General features: G+C 31.1%; 16 protein-coding genes. 14 read left to right on the top strand and 2 right to left on the bottom strand.

Annotated features, from left to right (window positions below; all coding sequences use genetic code 11):
- The first annotated feature begins 57 nt into the window (after positions 1–57).
- The 12 genes from NMU03_RS18200 (at position 58) to NMU03_RS04390 (ending at position 11,842) form a co-directional block, all read left to right on the top strand.
- Complete coding sequence (locus NMU03_RS18200; protein WP_290141479.1) at positions 58–300, top strand: AAA family ATPase; 243 nt, start codon at positions 58–60, stop codon at positions 298–300.
- Positions 301–320: 20 nt separating this feature from the next.
- A complete protein-coding gene (locus NMU03_RS18195) occupies positions 321–1,715 on the top strand; it encodes a PD-(D/E)XK nuclease domain-containing protein (protein ID WP_494337167.1) in 1,395 nt (464 codons plus the stop codon).
- Between the two features lie 669 nt (positions 1,716–2,384).
- Positions 2,385–3,077 carry an AAA family ATPase gene (locus tag NMU03_RS04435; RefSeq protein WP_290141478.1) on the top strand — a complete coding sequence of 231 codons (693 nt, stop codon included), beginning with the start codon at positions 2,385–2,387 and terminating at the stop codon, positions 3,075–3,077.
- Between the two features lie 16 nt (positions 3,078–3,093).
- Positions 3,094–3,735 (top strand): RloB domain-containing protein, encoded by a 642-nt coding sequence (locus NMU03_RS04430; RefSeq protein ID WP_290141477.1) that lies wholly within the window; start codon positions 3,094–3,096, stop codon positions 3,733–3,735.
- A gap of 175 nt (positions 3,736–3,910) precedes the next feature.
- A complete protein-coding gene (locus NMU03_RS04425) occupies positions 3,911–5,812 on the top strand; it encodes a BglG family transcription antiterminator (protein ID WP_290141476.1) in 1,902 nt (633 codons plus the stop codon).
- Complete coding sequence (ypdE, locus tag NMU03_RS04420) at positions 5,805–6,857, top strand: aminopeptidase (RefSeq protein ID WP_290141475.1); 1,053 nt, start codon at positions 5,805–5,807, stop codon at positions 6,855–6,857. Before NMU03_RS04425 ends, ypdE begins: the two co-directional genes overlap by 8 nt.
- Positions 6,850–7,170, top strand: coding sequence for a PTS lactose/cellobiose transporter subunit IIA (locus tag NMU03_RS04415; protein WP_290141474.1), 321 nt, complete (start codon positions 6,850–6,852; stop codon positions 7,168–7,170). The genes ypdE and NMU03_RS04415 overlap by 8 nt, the downstream gene beginning before the upstream one ends.
- 1 nt (position 7,171) lies before the next feature.
- Positions 7,172–7,504: a PTS sugar transporter subunit IIB gene (locus tag NMU03_RS04410; RefSeq protein ID WP_290141473.1), complete on the top strand. Its 333-nt coding sequence runs from the start codon at positions 7,172–7,174 to the stop codon at positions 7,502–7,504.
- Positions 7,505–7,523: 19 nt separating this feature from the next.
- On the top strand, positions 7,524–8,843 hold the full coding sequence (locus NMU03_RS04405; RefSeq protein WP_290141472.1) for a PTS sugar transporter subunit IIC: 1,320 nt from the start codon (positions 7,524–7,526) through the stop codon (positions 8,841–8,843).
- Between the two features lie 51 nt (positions 8,844–8,894).
- Positions 8,895–9,983, top strand: a complete 1,089-nt coding sequence (locus tag NMU03_RS04400; protein WP_290141471.1) for a M24 family metallopeptidase — start codon at positions 8,895–8,897, stop codon at positions 9,981–9,983.
- Complete coding sequence (locus NMU03_RS04395) at positions 9,984–11,165, top strand: MalY/PatB family protein (protein ID WP_290141470.1); 1,182 nt, start codon at positions 9,984–9,986, stop codon at positions 11,163–11,165.
- Positions 11,166–11,179: 14 nt separating this feature from the next.
- Positions 11,180–11,842, top strand: coding sequence for an RDD family protein (locus NMU03_RS04390; RefSeq protein ID WP_290141469.1), 663 nt, complete (start codon positions 11,180–11,182; stop codon positions 11,840–11,842).
- Positions 11,843–11,875: 33 nt separating this feature from the next.
- On the opposite strand, the gene NMU03_RS04385 is transcribed toward NMU03_RS04390, so the two are convergent.
- Positions 11,876–12,856 (bottom strand): D-isomer specific 2-hydroxyacid dehydrogenase family protein, encoded by a 981-nt coding sequence (locus NMU03_RS04385; protein WP_290141468.1) that lies wholly within the window; start codon positions 12,854–12,856, stop codon positions 11,876–11,878.
- Between the two features lie 173 nt (positions 12,857–13,029).
- On the opposite strand from NMU03_RS04385, the gene NMU03_RS04380 reads away from it, so the two are divergent.
- Positions 13,030–13,635, top strand: coding sequence for a PTS sugar transporter subunit IIB (locus tag NMU03_RS04380; RefSeq protein WP_290141467.1), 606 nt, complete (start codon positions 13,030–13,032; stop codon positions 13,633–13,635).
- Positions 13,628–14,203 (top strand): sugar O-acetyltransferase, encoded by a 576-nt coding sequence (locus NMU03_RS04375; RefSeq protein ID WP_290141466.1) that lies wholly within the window; start codon positions 13,628–13,630, stop codon positions 14,201–14,203. Before NMU03_RS04380 ends, NMU03_RS04375 begins: the two co-directional genes overlap by 8 nt.
- A gap of 381 nt (positions 14,204–14,584) precedes the next feature.
- Here NMU03_RS04375 and chbG read toward each other — a convergent pair whose 3' ends face one another.
- Entirely contained in the window at positions 14,585–15,331 is a 747-nt protein-coding gene (gene chbG, locus NMU03_RS04370; RefSeq protein WP_290141465.1) for a chitin disaccharide deacetylase, read from the bottom strand.
- Positions 15,332–15,360 lie beyond the last annotated feature (29 nt).

Genomic DNA, 15,360 nt, shown 5'->3' with positions numbered 1-15,360 from the left:
AAAAGACAAATACTTACTGAAAGAGATTAGCGAATATGTTATAATGGGTTTAGAAAAGTGAGGTGGCTATATGAAAAAAGAGTTCCATTAGGTCAAAAAAGCTATGAAAAATTAAAAACTGGAAATTATTATGTAGTCGATAAATCTCTGATGATTAAAGACTACTTGGATAAAGGAAATGAAGTCACTTTAATCACACGACCAAGACGATTTGGAAAGACCATCAATATGTCTATGATGGCAGATTTCTTTGATATTACAAAAGATTCAAAAGAACTTTTAAGGATACTAAAATCATAAAAACAGAATATGCTTCTGAAATGAATCAATATCCAACTATTTTTCTTTCCTTTGCAAACGCAAAAGGGAATAAAATTAGTATTATAAGTTCTATTAAACAGAATTTAATTAAACTTTATCAATTAAATAAGCATCTTTTTCAAGATTTAGATGAATTTGATATGATAATATATAAGGGAATAATGGAAAGCTTAGCTCAATACAATAATGGTAGTGCTAATGGTATAGAGAATGCTTTGTCTTTTTTGATGGAACGAATGGAAAGATATTATCATAAAAAGGTTATGGTATTTATTGATGAATATGATACTCCGTTTATTGAAGCTCATGTCAATGGATTTTATAATGAGATTAGAGAAAATCTGTCCTCTATGCTTCATCAAGCGTTAAAATCATCAGACAGCTTACAATATGCCATGTTGACAGGGATCCAAAGAGTGGCTAAAGAAAATCTATTCAGTGATTTGAATAATCTAGTGGTAAATACCGTTGCTGATGAAGATTATTCTCAGTATTTTGGATTTACAGAATTGGAAGTTAAAGAACTATTAGAATATTATGATTTGGAATTGAATGATAAAGTCAAAGCAATGTATAATGGCTATCATTTTGGTAATCTTCAGATCTATAATCCATGGTCAATATTAGGTTATGCAGCTTCTGGAAAACTCAAATCATACTGGGTCAATACCAGCAGCAATTCAATGATTAAACAAGCCATGAAAAGTGCCGATGAAGTCTTTAATGAAGGATATGAAAGACTTGTTGAAAATGGAGAACTTAAAACACAGGTCCGTATGGAAACCAGCTTTTTTGAAGCCAATACGACAGCCAGTCTATGGGGGCTGCTAATCAATGCAGGATATCTTACAATTGATAAAACGATTTCTTTTGATCAAAATAAATATATTATACGTATACCAAACCAAGAAGTTCAAAAGGAATTTCAGGATTTGACATCTTACTATCTCAAAGTGTCGGATACAGAACTGAGCGATTTGTTTGATGCATTGATTGATGAAGAACAGAAGTCATTTGAAATCAGATATCAGAAACTGCTTATGACATTGCCATCATATCATGATTTAAAAGATGAAAACAGCTATCATGTTTTATTTCTAGGGATGTGTGCATGGCTGAAGAATGATTATAAAATCATCAGTAATCGAGAAGTAGGCAAAGGCAGATGTGATATCGTTTTACAGTCAAAAGATGAAAACAAGACATCCTTTGTATTTGAATTTAAGTATATTAGAGACAATGAAACCAGTCAGGAAAGATTACAGACAGTTGCCAAACAGGCAGTAGAACAGATTAGAGATAGACAATATGATATAGAAATAAAAGGAAAAGTTGTTTATATAGGGCTTGCACATCACGGTAAGGATGCAGCGATAGAATGGCAGGAAAAGTGAATTGGTAATCTAAAATAACTCGGGGTTCTGGGGTTTTAGATTCTAAATTAATATGGGAAGAAATACCTTCCTGTTTTTTTATACCTGCAGTTGAGAGTTTGACATGTTTAATATTCTGTTTTTTAATTTGTACTGTTGATTATGAAATTGTAGGACTACCTACTCTATAGTACGTTTGACAGGTCATTGTGACCAGATGGCATAAAATGGCAATAATAAAATAATGATTTCTTGTTATTTTGACATTTTGAATATAGTTGAAAAGTATATATACATCATATAAAAGGAAATATTGAGAATGCAGAAAATGTTTCTTCTTTTAATCTGTCCGTTGCAAATTTAGAATTGATTCCCAATAACACGCTAGAAGTGGCTCAACCAACAGAATTTTATATTAGATTTACAGAAAATGGAATCTTGATTGAGTATGAATTGAAGTTGGATTTAGGATTATTTCTTCAGGAAAATGATGATAGAGAGATTCTTTTGAAGGACTCAGTATCAACAAAAAACCTATCTATCATAGAGGAACAAATATTGAGTTTTTTGATATGGAGGGAATAAAAAAATATATGGTTAGAAACTTTACACAGAATGAAGAAAGTGCAAGCGATTTAGCTAGAAATATATTGAATTCTAAGGAACTTTTTGACAAATGGATTTAAGATCATGTTCAGTTCAGAATTAACGAATCTAATTACAGATTGGTTTAAAGAAAAATTTATGGTTGTTTACAGAGCAGATGCTATGGAAATCCATAAAAAAATATCAGATTCAAAAAACAACGCTGTATATATTGAAACAACAACTAATGAAGTCGCTAAGATTTTTGGTATAAATTCAAATGATTTGGGATATGTTGTTCAAAAGGATAGAAACGAGGCAAAACTTTGTTCGATTTTTAGAGATAAGCAAAAGGCTATACCGGCAGAGTTATTTGAATCCTATGGAACTGTTAGATTTATAAATATGTTTCCGTTGATTATGAAAGCATTGGTCAGTGGTGCGATTTTGGTTCTTGATGAATTTGATGCGAATATTCATCCTATGGCATTAATGAATATTATCAATCTTTTTCATGATGATGACATCAACAGGAATCATGCTCAACTTATTTTTAATACGCATAATCCTATTTTCTTAAATTCTAGTCTATTCAGAAGAGATGAAATTAAATTTGTAGAAAGAGATGATGATACACATCTTAGTACCAATTATTCATTATCTGATTTCAAGACATCAGGAGCTAAAGGTGTGAGAAAAGTAGAAGATTATATGAAACATTATTTTCTTGGAAGATATGGAGCTGTAAAGGATATAGATTTTTATCCAATATTTGAAAAAATTTTAAATGGTTCTTAAAAGGAGGAAGCACAAGATGAGGAAATGGGAAACTCATAAATATTATTTTAGTGTTGAAGCACCTACTGAAGTGTTGTATCTTAAATGGCTAGAAAATATGATTTTAGAAAGTGAAGAGGCACAAAGTCAAGTGAAAATAATCGCAAGAGTCGAATCTCCTATGAAAATGGTAAAAAAATTAAATACATGGAAAGTCAATGAAATTGTTCACACATTTGATTTTGAGGAAATTCAAAACGAAGGAAGTTTTAAACATACTTTAGATCATATGAAAAAGGCAGAAAAAACGAAACATATTCAGTATCGTTTAGGATACTCTAACTTTTGCTTTGAACTTTGGATGATCCTTTACAAGAAATATGTGAATAGACATTTTAATCATAGAAGAGAATATCTTGATTTGATTAATGAATGTTTTGGTACAACTTTTGAATCATTAGATAAATATAAAAAAGAAGCTAATTTTTTAAAAGTGTTAAGTATGCTGAGTCTTGAAGATGTTAAAAAGGCAATTAAAAATGCTGAAAGAATCATGCGTAATAATCAGATAGATTATCAATCAATTGCTTATAAAGGATTTAGATATTATAGAGAAAATCTATCTTTAACTTTTCATGAGCATATACGTAAGATATTAAAAGAAGCAGGAATAATATAAAAATAAAAACATGTATCATAACGATAAGGAATATTAAGAAGCGTTGGAAAATACTTCTTTTTCTTTATTGTCAAAAAAACAGATAATTTGTTGCATTTTTAGATGAAGAAGGTTTCCTTTTCTTGAAAGGGCTATCTTTGTATAATATGGTTGAAAAGAAAGTGAGGTGGAAACGATGAGATTATATTTAATCATGAAAGATTTTGAAGAAAAGAATGATTATATCACTGTTGAAGACCTGATGAATAAATATAATGTTTCAAAAAGAACGATTCAAAATGATCTTTCCTATCTTATTCGTATTTCACCACGTAAAGGTTTTACATTACATATGCAAAGAGGCCAAGGATATCTTTTAGAAATAACCAATGAACAATTATTTAATGAATTTGTAGATACATTAAAAGAAGATATTTTTGTACCAACAAGAGAAAGACCAGCACATATTTTATCTTATTTATCTATTCAAAATGGCTATATTTCAATGGATAATATTGCAGATATGTTTCAAGTTTCTAAAACAGTGATTAAAAACGATATGAAAGAAGTTGAAGAATTAGCCAAAGGTTATCATTTTGTTGTAGAAAGAAAGCATCATTATGGCATAAGGCTTCATGGTGATGAAAAAGATATGAAAAAATATCTGGTAGAAGAATATTTAAATCAAAATGTTATTGTTCAAACAGCTATTAATGACGTTGTCAAAGATTTTCAAACAATCAATGATTATTTTGTTTCATTATTAGAAAATGAAAAACTTAATATGAATTATAACGAGTTAATGAATGTTGTTGAGTATTTAAAAGTCATGGTTTATCGCTCATATATGATAAAAGAAAAAGATGACTTATTTTCATATGATGATTCCTCATTACATCGTGTTGTTCAAGCGTTGGCTACTTTATTAAAAGAAGAATATCAGATTAGTTTCAATGACGAAAGTATTAAAGAATTGATTGATGTTTTGTCAAAAAATATTAGAGTTCGTGTTGAAAATATAGCTTTTAGTGAAGAGCTGGAAAAAGATATTGAAATTTTCTTGAAAAAGGTAGATCAAACATATGAAACTTCATTTTTACAAGATGAAGATTTTAAGAAGATGTTATTTACCCATGTTACATTGCTTGTTGATCGTTTACGTAATAAGATTTCATATAAAAATGAACTCGCTAATGAGTTAAGTATTACATATCCAATGATATTTAATATAGGTATTCAATTTTGTGAAATGCTTCAAGAAAAGTACAATGTACAATCAAGTTTTGATGAAATTGGTTTTGTGGCTATGCATTTTGCTGGACATATGGAAAAAGAAAAACAAGATAAATTACAATCATTTGATCGTATTGGTGTGGTTTGTTCATCAGGTGGTGGCAGTGCCTATATGATTAAAATGCAAATCGAATCATTGTTTCCAAATGCTGAAGTTCAGACATTTTCATTTCTGGCACAAAAAGATTTAGAAACTTATCAACCTGATTTGATTTTTACGGTTATGCCTCTTTCGTTAGAAATACAAGTCCCTATTATTTATATTAAAGAATTATTGAAAGATAATGATTTGTTAAGAATTAAACAAGTTTTACAGATGGATGATTATGATGCTTGGGCTGTAATGAATGAAAATCCTCTGTATTATTCTTTCTTTTCCAAAGAATTCTTTAAGGTTGTTGATGATGATAATTATGAACATTTAATTCAAACGATGGCAGAAGAATTAGAAAATCAAGGATATGGCAAAAAGGGATATACTCAAATGGTTTTACAAAGAGAATCTTATGTCAGTACGATTTATAAAAATGGTGTGTGTATACCCCATCCTATTGAAACAGATGCTTTAAAGAATATGATTTCAGTAAGTATTTTGAAAAAACCATTTATATGGAATGAAAAAGAAGTCAAAATTGTTTTTATGATTTGTTTAAAGAAAGAACACATTGAAATGTATAAAACAATTACCAGAAAGTTATATCACTTAATGCATGAAAATAGATATTTAAATCGAATGATTAAAGAAAAGTCATTTGAAGATATGATGCTAGTTATGAAAAAATTAGGAGGTGATTATCATGAATAGTGATTTGTTGAAACAATTATCTCAAGGAGATAGTGTGGCATCACATGAAGATGAAATCAGAAGAATTGCTTATAAAGAGTTAAAAGAATATAGTGATGAAATTATTTGTGATCCATTGGGAAGTGTTATTTTTCATAAAAAAGGAAAAGGACAAAATCCTTTAAAGATTATGTTGAGTGCTCATATGGATGAAGTTGGATTTGTGGTGAGATATATTTCAGATATTGGTTTCCTTTATTTAATTGCTCTTGGTGGTGTTATTGACAAAAGCAAAGAAATGCAAATTGTCAGGGTGACAACAGAAGATGGACGTAAATATGTAGGGTTGTTGAATGTCACAAGAGATGGCGATGGAAAAGTGAAAGATATGTACGTTGATATAGGTTGTGATAGCGCCGATGAAGTCAAGGCTTTAGGAATAGAAACTGGAAATATGGTTTGCTTTGCATCGACTTGTAAACAGATTCAGCCAAAGGTTTATATGGGAAAAGCTATGGATGATCGTAGTGGTTGCTATGTTTTGATTGAAGCAATGAAACAACTTCAAGATCAAGATAATGATGTATATTTTGCATTAACAAGCAGTGAAGAAGTAGGTGTAAGAGGTTCTAAAACAGCAACTCATCTGATACAACCTGATGTCTTTTTTGCAGTAGATGTAGCCAATAATCCAGAATTGGTTAGAAATTATACAAATCATCGTTTGATTGGACATGGTCCAATGATTGTTCATTATGATAAAACGTTAGTACCTAATACAAAATTAGTAAAATATGTAAAAGATATTGCGGAAAAACATAATATTCCTTATCAGGATGACATGTTAAGTGGAGGTGGAACAGATGCTGGCAATGCACATTTAGAAGCAGGAGGGCGTCTGGCAATGGTATTAGGTATTCCACTTCGTTATTGTCATGGGTCTTATTCAATGGTGCATAGTGATGATTTGGAAAATTTGATTCACTTAACACTTGAATTGATAAAAATGAGTGGTGAGGAGTTATCAGCAATCAAAAATTTTTGGGAGGAAAACGAAAATGACTGAAATGGAAAAAAGTATTATTGGAATGATTTCTTCAGCAGGACAAAGTAAAGCTAAAGCATTTGAAGCTTTGAAGAAAGTCAGAACAGGTGAGTATGAACAAGCAAGACAATTACTTGATGAAGCAAGGGAAGCTGATGTTCAGGCTCATACGATTCAAACAAAGCTTATCCAGGCAGAAATGAGTGGCGAAGGGGATAAGCCAGAAGTTGGGTTATTAATGGTTCATGCACAGGATCATTATATGACATCTCAATTAGCACGTGATCTAATTGAAGAATTAATAAATGTATTTGAAGAAAAGGAGGGAAAATAAGATGAAAATTGTTTTATGTTGTGCAGGTGGTTTTTCTACAACAATGTTAATGGATAGCATGAAAGCAACTGTGAAAAACAGTGCAAAATTAAATGAAGCTGATTTTAAATTCATTGCGATTCCTGTAGACATTCTACAAAGTGAAGTAGAAGATTGTGATGTTTTAGTGATTGGACCACAAATTGCTCACAAACTTGACTACATTAAACCAATTATTGATCCATACAAAATTCCTTATGTCATTGTTGATCAAGATACATATGGAAAAATGGATGGAGCAACTGTTATGAAACAGGCATTGGTTGCTCGTAGAAAAGCAGATTTAAACAAATAAAAGGGGAGGTTTTTAAAAAATGTTTAATGCATTTGAATCATTTATGACAAAGTACTTAACTCCACTTGCTAATAAGATGGATAAACAAGTACACTTAAGTGCAATTAAAAAATCAATGGTTGCTTTAACACCATTATTGATTATTGGTAGTTTCTGTTTGATTCCGGAAGCGATTCCAAATATGATAGGGGAAAGTCATCCTGTTTCAGTTTGGATTCTTAATAACCTAGACATTATTTATATTCCTTACAATGTTGGGATGGCTTTGATGTCAGTATATGTCACTGCATTTATTGCTTATCATTTAGCTAACTCTTATAAACAGGATGTTCCTGGTTCTATTAGTATGGCTATGATTGCCTATTTAATGATGGCTGTTCAATATACTGAAGATGGTGGAATTAATACAACATTCTTTGGACCAAAAGGATTGTTTGCTTCAATGTTTGCAGCTATTATTGCAGTAGAACTATTCCGTTGGTGTAAGAAGAAACATTTTACAATTAAGATGCCTGAATCAGTACCTGATTTTGTATCACGTTCTTTTGAAATGATTCCAATTTCAGTAATCATTATTGGGTTCTTCTTAATTGTACGTATTGTATGTGTCAATGTTTTCAATACAATGCCACCACTTATCTTTACAAACTTATTGGCACCATTAGTTGGTTCTATGGATAATCCATTTGCATATACATTCTTAAGAATGTTACAATGTTTATTGTTCTTCTTTGGTATTCATCCATCAGTATTAAGTCCAATTACAAGTCCTATTTCAACGCAGTTCTTAGCAGAAAATGTAGCAGCTCAACAAGCTAGTTTAGCATTACCACATTTCTTCTGTCCAGGACCTGAATCAGCATTTGGTAACTTTACAGGAACAGGGGTTACAATTGGTCTTGTCTTCTGGTGCTTATTATCTAAGAATAAAGCATTAAAACAAATTGGTCGTGTGGCATTAATTCCTGCATTATTTGGTATTAATGAACCAATCTTATTTGGGGCACCAATTGTCTTGAACCCGATCTTCTTTATTCCATATGTTATCTTTGGTGGAATTATTGGAAGCTTTGGAGCTTGGGCTATGTATTTAGGAATTATGGCAAAATCGATATATACACCGCCTTATGTTGGGGTATTCTTAGAAGGATATTTAACAAACTTAGATGTAATGTCAATTGTAGTCAACGCAGTTCAAATGCTTGCTTCGATATTGATTTGGTATCCATTCTTTAAGATATATGAAAGACGTTATGGTCAAAAAGAACCAGATAAACCAACATCAACAATGTCTGAAGAAGATGCTAAAATCTTAGAAGATTTAGATTTAGACTTTTAATGGATGGGCAAGCTAATATGCTTGCCTTTTGTATATAATGAGGTGATGAAAATGGCAAAAAGAATTGATAAAGTTCAACAATTCTTACAAGAAAAGAATATAGATGCATTATTAATAAAAAGTAAAACATTAAAGAAATGGATGTCTACTTTAACAGGAAGTGGATGTCAAATCTTGATTACAAAAAATCAAGGCTATTTGATTGTTGATGGAAGATATATCACTGAAGCTAAGGAAAAGGAACATGATTTAACAATAGTTTTACATAATCCTCATTTAACAGGAAAAAATTATTTAGGTACAGTTGAACAGTTATTAAAAGAAAATCAATGTCAAAGCATGGGCGTTGAAGCAAGTCAAATGCTTGTCAAAGAATATCAGGCAGTCAGTCAATTAGGGGTTGATATTCATTTGTTAGATGAAGATATTGTCAATTTAAGAATTGTCAAAGATGATGAAGAAATTGAGGCTATGAAAAAAGTGATTCAAATAACAGATGATATTTATCAAAAAGTGATTTCGCAAATACGTGTTGGTATGAGTGAATATGAAATCAGTGCATTAGTGCATTACTATTCTATTAAGGCAGGTGCTCAGCAGATGTCATTTGATACAATTGTTGCATCGGGACCACGAACAGCTTTACCACATGGACGACCTACATCAAGATGCGTTCAAAAACATGAACCGATTATGATTGATTTTGGAATTCAATATGAAAATTATCAATCAGATATGACACGTGTTTGCTTTATTGGTGAACCTGAACCACAAATTAAGGAAATCTATGATGTTGTTTTAAAAGCTCAATTAGCAGGTTTATCAGCTATTCAAGCAGATGTGAAAGCTTGTGATGTTGATAAAGCAGCAAGAGATGTGATTGAAGCAGCTGGATATGGTGAGTATTTTACACATGGTTTAGGACATGGCTTAGGTATAGGAGAAGATGGCGAAGGACCTATTTTAAATTCACAAAGTCAGACAATTTTACAGGAACATATGATGATGTCATGTGAACCTGGTGTTTATGTACCAGGTGTTGGGGGAATTCGTATTGAAGATGATGTTGTGATTATGGATGGTAAGGGTGTACCACTTAATCAAACAACAAAAGATTATATAATTTTGGAGGAAAAATAGATGCAGTATAATTTTGATGAAGTTCATAATCGTTTAGGAACTTATTGTACACAATGGGACTATATTGAAGATCGTTTTCATAAAAAAGATTTAATTCCATTTTCAATTTCAGACACGGATTTTATTATTCCAAAGCCAATTACTGAAAAAATTCATGAAGTGGCTAATCATCAAATTTATGGATATACCAGATGGAATCATCATGATTATAAATCTTCTATTGCAAGTTATTATCAAAGACGTTTTGATACACATATTGAAGAAGATTGGATTTTATATAGTCCTAGTGTAATGTATTCCGTATCATTGTTGATTCGTCTTTTATCTAAACCTCAAGATAAAGTTTTAACAATGAATCCTATGTATGATGCATTCTTTTCAGTCATAGAAGATAATGATAGAGAATTAGTTTCACATCATTTGGTTCATGACCATGATAGTTTTGTGATTGATTTTGAAGTATTTGAAAAACAGTTACAAGAATGTTCGATATTGTTGTTGTGTTCACCACATAATCCAACAGGGCGCATTTGGCATGACGATGAAATGCGAAAAATGATAGAATTATGCAAAAAATATCATGTCAAAATCATTTCTGATGAAATTCATATGGATATTCAAATCAAAGAAACAAAACATCATCCATTATTATCATATCTTGATTTATATGATGAACTTTACACTGCCAGTTCTTCAAGTAAAACATTGAATACACCGGGATTGATTGGATCTTATGTCATGATTCCTAATCATGACATAAGAGATGAATTTTTGAAAGTGACAAGAAAAAGAGATTTTCTTAATTCAGCAAGTATTTTTGGGATGTATGCAACAATGATTGGATATACGCAATGTGATGATTACATTGATCAGTTAAATGAATATATTAAACAAAATATGAAACTTGTTGAAGATTTTATCAAAGAAGAATTACCTGATTTTCGTTTTCAAAGACCAGAAGCAACATATTTAGCTTGGATAGATGGTAGAAATGTACCATTTACAAGTGAGCAAATTCAAGATGCATTAGTCAACATTGGTGGCGTCGCTATTATGAAAGGGGAAACCTATGGTGAAAATGGACAAAAATATTTACGTATGAATCTAGGTTGTCCACGTTCTAAATTGGAAGAAGGATTAAAACGCTTTAAAAAAGCTATGGATAGTTTATATCAAAAATAGGAGGATTGAATTTTATGCATAAATTATGGAAAAAATTAACACGTTGGGTAGATAGAAAGCCCTCTCGTGTCACATTTACAACACGTGTGATTGCCTATGCTTTAGATTGGGCAATTGGGGGAATTATTTGTGGTTTACCCGCTGTTGTGATTTATGGCTTGGTTACTGATCGTAGTGATATGTTTAGTGATTTATATGTTTTCCCATCTTTAGGATTTTCGCAGGGCTGGAGCTATTTAGCAGGAATTCTATGCCTTATTGTCGCATTGATTTATTATATTTATATTCCTTATAAAGTTTATCCAGGACAAACGTTAGGAAAACATATAATGAAGTTAAAAATTGTCAGAGTGGATGGAGAACCATTGGATATCAAAACATTGGTGATGAGACATCTTGTAGGTTTGATTCTATTGGAAGGCGTTTCTGTTGTTGTGAGTCGTTATCTCAGACAAATGCTTACTCTTGCTACAGGATTTTATTTTGAATACTATTTAACAGCTATTGGTGGACTCATTACAATGATTTCAGGGGTTATTGTTTATAATACACCTTCAAAACGTGCACTTCATGATTATTTAGCGAAAACAAGAGTGGCTTTATGGGATGAACCAGAACAAGTACCTATTGTTAAAAAAGTAAACCAAGACATAAAAAACGCCATAAATAATGCATAAAATAAAAAGATGGATATTGTCCATCTTTTTGTTTTATAAAATTAACCATGGGTTTTCTTGATGTTCATAAGTTGCTTTGGCACTTATGATTGAATATTCAACCATATCACTGACTGCCTGATGTGTAAAGAAAGCAGTATGAGGTGTTAGTAAAACATTAGGGAATGAACGTAAGATAGCGAGTTGATGATGATTGATGACTTCATTTTTATATTCTTGATAATAAAGATGTGATTCGTTTTCTACAACATCTAAAGCTGCATAACCAATTTTTTGATTTTCAATGCCAACAATTAAATCGTCAGTATCAATTAAAGAACCTCTTGCAGTATTGATAATCACAACACCATCCTTCATCTTTTGAATGCTGTCTTTATTAATCATATGATATGTACTTTCCATGCTAGGCGCATGTAAACTAATCACGTCACTACGTTTCCATAATGTTTCTAAATCCACATATTCAACATCATCTTTAAGACTTTCTTGTGGATAGCGATCATAAGCTATAATATGACATGAAAAACCAGATAAATAGCGAATCACTTCTTGACCAATTTTCCCTGTTCCAATAATTCCTACTGTTAAATGTGTTAATTCTTTCCCACGAATACGATTTAAACTAAAATCCTGACTCGCAAAACGTTCTACAATCAATTTCATATTTCTTAATGCCATTAAAATCATCATAACTGTATATTCAGCAACACTTGCAAGTGAATAACTTACATTTCCAACATGAATACCATATTTTTCACAAGCCATCAAATCAATATGGTCAAAACCGATTGTTCTTGTTGAAATGTAAACAACTTGGTAATCGCTTAATTTTTTTATAATCGCTTCATCTGTTTTTGTTGTCATAATACTGATGGCTTGACTCCCTTGACATAAATCAACATTATCAAGAGTCAAAGCATCACGGTGAATGTCAATTTCAATATCATATTTCTTGGCATATTGATGAATATAATCTATTTCATCATCTCTGACACTAAAAAAACTTACTTTCATGTATTTTTCCTCCTTCTTTTCTTCATTATAGGAAAGAAAAAGATTGAAATAAAGAGGATAAATTGCATCTTTGAATGCAATGAATATACTTCCTTTTTCATAACAAAGCCATTTTTTAAACAGTTGGTTTTTTGAATAAACTTGTGTATAATAAAGAAGTGGGGTGAGGGGCTATGGAAACTTTTTATAAACAAGAAGATTTGGAAGTCTTTAGAAAATGGGTTTATTATCAAGTAACTAGTCATCCTCATTTAACTTTAGAAAAATATGATTCGAGAACTTACAAAATTTATTATAAAAATAAAGTGGGAAGATTTGTTATATGGCCAATTGGAATTGTTGAAGAGGCTATTACTGAAGGAGAAGAACTGCTTTTTTATTTACATTATCAATTTCATAATTTCCAGTATGCAACTAACTTATTTCAAAGAATGATGGATAAGTTATTGGAAGAAACTGAACAAAATTATCAGATATTACTTTGTTGTAGTGGTGGAATGACAACAGGTTATTTTGCTCAAAAATTAAATAAATACTGTCAATTAAATCATTTACCTTATCATGTGGATGCAACAGCTATCTATGAATTAGAAAATATTTATCAAAAATATGATTTGATTTTTGTTGCTCCTCAATTAAGATATAAACTTCAAGAATTATCAGGAAAGCTGGAGTCAGCAAAAGTTCAAGACGTTGCACCAAGTATTTTTGCGACTTATGATTGTCAAGCTATGATAGAAGAAATTGAAAATCAATTAAAGGATGAAAAAAATGAGTGAAAAAGAAAAGATGATGGCTGGGCATTTGTATCAGCCTTATGATCAACAACTGTATCATGAAAGAGAAATTTGTAAAAGAATGCTTTATGAATATAATCGTTATACACCTGTTCAAAAAAATGAAAAAGATATTCTTTTGAAAAAGTTATTAAATTGTAAAGGTGAACTTTGTATTGAACCACCTTTTTATTGTCAATATGGCTATCATATTACAGTAGGTTTGAATTTTTACAGTGATGTCAATTTAACAATTTTAGACCAAGGTTTAGTAGAAATCGGGGATCATGTTGTATTGGGACCCAATGTGAATATTTATACAGCTTCTTATCCTTTTCATGAAGGAGAAAGAATGCAAGGGTTAGAATATACAAGACCAGTTAAAATTTATGATCATGTTTGGATAGGTGGAAATGTGACAATCTTACCTGGTGTGAAAATTAATCAGGGTGCTATCATTGGTGCAGGTAGTGTTGTGACCCATGATATTCCTCCTTATGTGATTGCTGGAGGAAATCCTTGTCAGGTCATCCGCTCTATTACTCAAGAAGATTTGCATAAAAAATGGTAAATAACACCATTTGAACAGTGTTTTTACTTGTATTTAACATTTCTTGTTATGAAAAATGTTAAAATACGGGTGGTGGTGATAGAATGGAGTATTGGGGATTAATGATTCCAGGATTATTTTTAGCGGTTTTAGGAATATTGAATCAGTTGGAAGATAAATAGTTCCAATTGATTTTTTTATGCAAAGAAAAAGAGATTATAAGTTATCTTATAATCTCTTTTCGGTTATTATTTTTTAGAAAGGTATGTATTATACAACTACAATCTCCATCTTCCTACCAAATAACTTCCATCTCGCTCTTCTTCCTCACCATATCCGTATCTCTACGGACAAGCTTATTTTAACATAATTTTCTAATAATGCAAGACTTCTTATGTCGAATTATTGAAAATTATCGTGTAAATTTGAGAAATTGATCAGTTCTATATGATTTTCTTGGATAAATGATTTGATTTGTGATGATGTTAAAAATTCTAACTCTTTCATTCTTGGTAAATTGTAACTTGACATATCATAGAGTCTTTGATCAAGATAGGCAGGATGACACATCAGTTCCAATGCTCCAGAATGTGATTGTAAAACTTCTGTTACATATTGATAATTAACATCTTCATCATACATCTTATCAAAAACTGGAATGTATGGATAAGTATCAATGATTTGATGGCGTTGACGAATAGGTAAATCATATTCTTTGGCTAAGGCCTTTGCCACTTCTTGATGCCAAGGGAGTAAATGCACATGGTGATGAGAGTCAATATGTGTAGGTTTATGGCCGGCTATTTCAATGAATTTTTCAATCTGTGCTTTCCATTCACGATATAATTCATTAACATCTCCATGTGGTTTTCCATCAGGATAATCCTTAGGTCTAATAAAATTTCCCATTTCATCAGTATAAGAGTGAGCACCATCAATAAGAGGTCGTCCAACGGTAAGAACCAAATGAATACCGACTCCAAGTTGAGGATAATGTTGTGCCTGTTTTAAAGCAAACTTGGCATAAGGCATATTCATCATACAGGTCGTTGAAGTCACAATACCTTCTTTGTGAGCTACTAATATTCCAATTGTATTGGCTTGTGTCATACCAAAATCATCAGCATTAACAATTAATTGATTAATCATAAAATGTACCTCCTTAGCTTAATTATACT

Origin of the sequence: Allocoprobacillus halotolerans (assembly GCF_024399475.1) — a bacterium.
Lineage (GTDB): Bacteria > Bacillota_I > Bacilli_A > Erysipelotrichales > Coprobacillaceae > Allocoprobacillus > Allocoprobacillus halotolerans.
Note: the sequence above shows the minus strand (reverse complement) of the source record. Positions and strands in the feature narration are given on the sequence as shown.

Excerpts from the sequence above, each read along its gene's own strand:
- NMU03_RS04430 (WP_290141477.1), top strand. The coding sequence starts at position 3,094 with ATGAGGAAATGGGAAACTCATAAATATTATTTTAGTGTTGAAGCACCT.
- NMU03_RS04380 (WP_290141467.1), top strand. The coding sequence starts at position 13,030 with ATGGAAACTTTTTATAAACAAGAAGATTTGGAAGTCTTTAGAAAATGG.
- NMU03_RS04385 (WP_290141468.1), bottom strand. The coding sequence starts at position 12,856 with ATGAAAGTAAGTTTTTTTAGTGTCAGAGATGATGAAATAGATTATATT.
- NMU03_RS04435 (WP_290141478.1), top strand. The coding sequence starts at position 2,385 with ATGTTCAGTTCAGAATTAACGAATCTAATTACAGATTGGTTTAAAGAA.
- NMU03_RS04410 (WP_290141473.1), top strand. The coding sequence starts at position 7,172 with ATGAAAATTGTTTTATGTTGTGCAGGTGGTTTTTCTACAACAATGTTA.
- chbG (WP_290141465.1), bottom strand. The coding sequence starts at position 15,331 with ATGATTAATCAATTAATTGTTAATGCTGATGATTTTGGTATGACACAA.
- NMU03_RS04395 (WP_290141470.1), top strand. The coding sequence starts at position 9,984 with ATGCAGTATAATTTTGATGAAGTTCATAATCGTTTAGGAACTTATTGT.
- NMU03_RS04405 (WP_290141472.1), top strand. The coding sequence starts at position 7,524 with ATGTTTAATGCATTTGAATCATTTATGACAAAGTACTTAACTCCACTT.
- NMU03_RS04425 (WP_290141476.1), top strand. The coding sequence starts at position 3,911 with ATGAGATTATATTTAATCATGAAAGATTTTGAAGAAAAGAATGATTAT.
- ypdE (WP_290141475.1), top strand. The coding sequence starts at position 5,805 with ATGAATAGTGATTTGTTGAAACAATTATCTCAAGGAGATAGTGTGGCA.
- NMU03_RS04415 (WP_290141474.1), top strand. The coding sequence starts at position 6,850 with ATGACTGAAATGGAAAAAAGTATTATTGGAATGATTTCTTCAGCAGGA.
- NMU03_RS04390 (WP_290141469.1), top strand. The coding sequence starts at position 11,180 with ATGCATAAATTATGGAAAAAATTAACACGTTGGGTAGATAGAAAGCCC.
- NMU03_RS18195 (WP_494337167.1), top strand. The coding sequence starts at position 321 with ATGAATCAATATCCAACTATTTTTCTTTCCTTTGCAAACGCAAAAGGG.
- NMU03_RS04375 (WP_290141466.1), top strand. The coding sequence starts at position 13,628 with ATGAGTGAAAAAGAAAAGATGATGGCTGGGCATTTGTATCAGCCTTAT.
- NMU03_RS04400 (WP_290141471.1), top strand. The coding sequence starts at position 8,895 with ATGGCAAAAAGAATTGATAAAGTTCAACAATTCTTACAAGAAAAGAAT.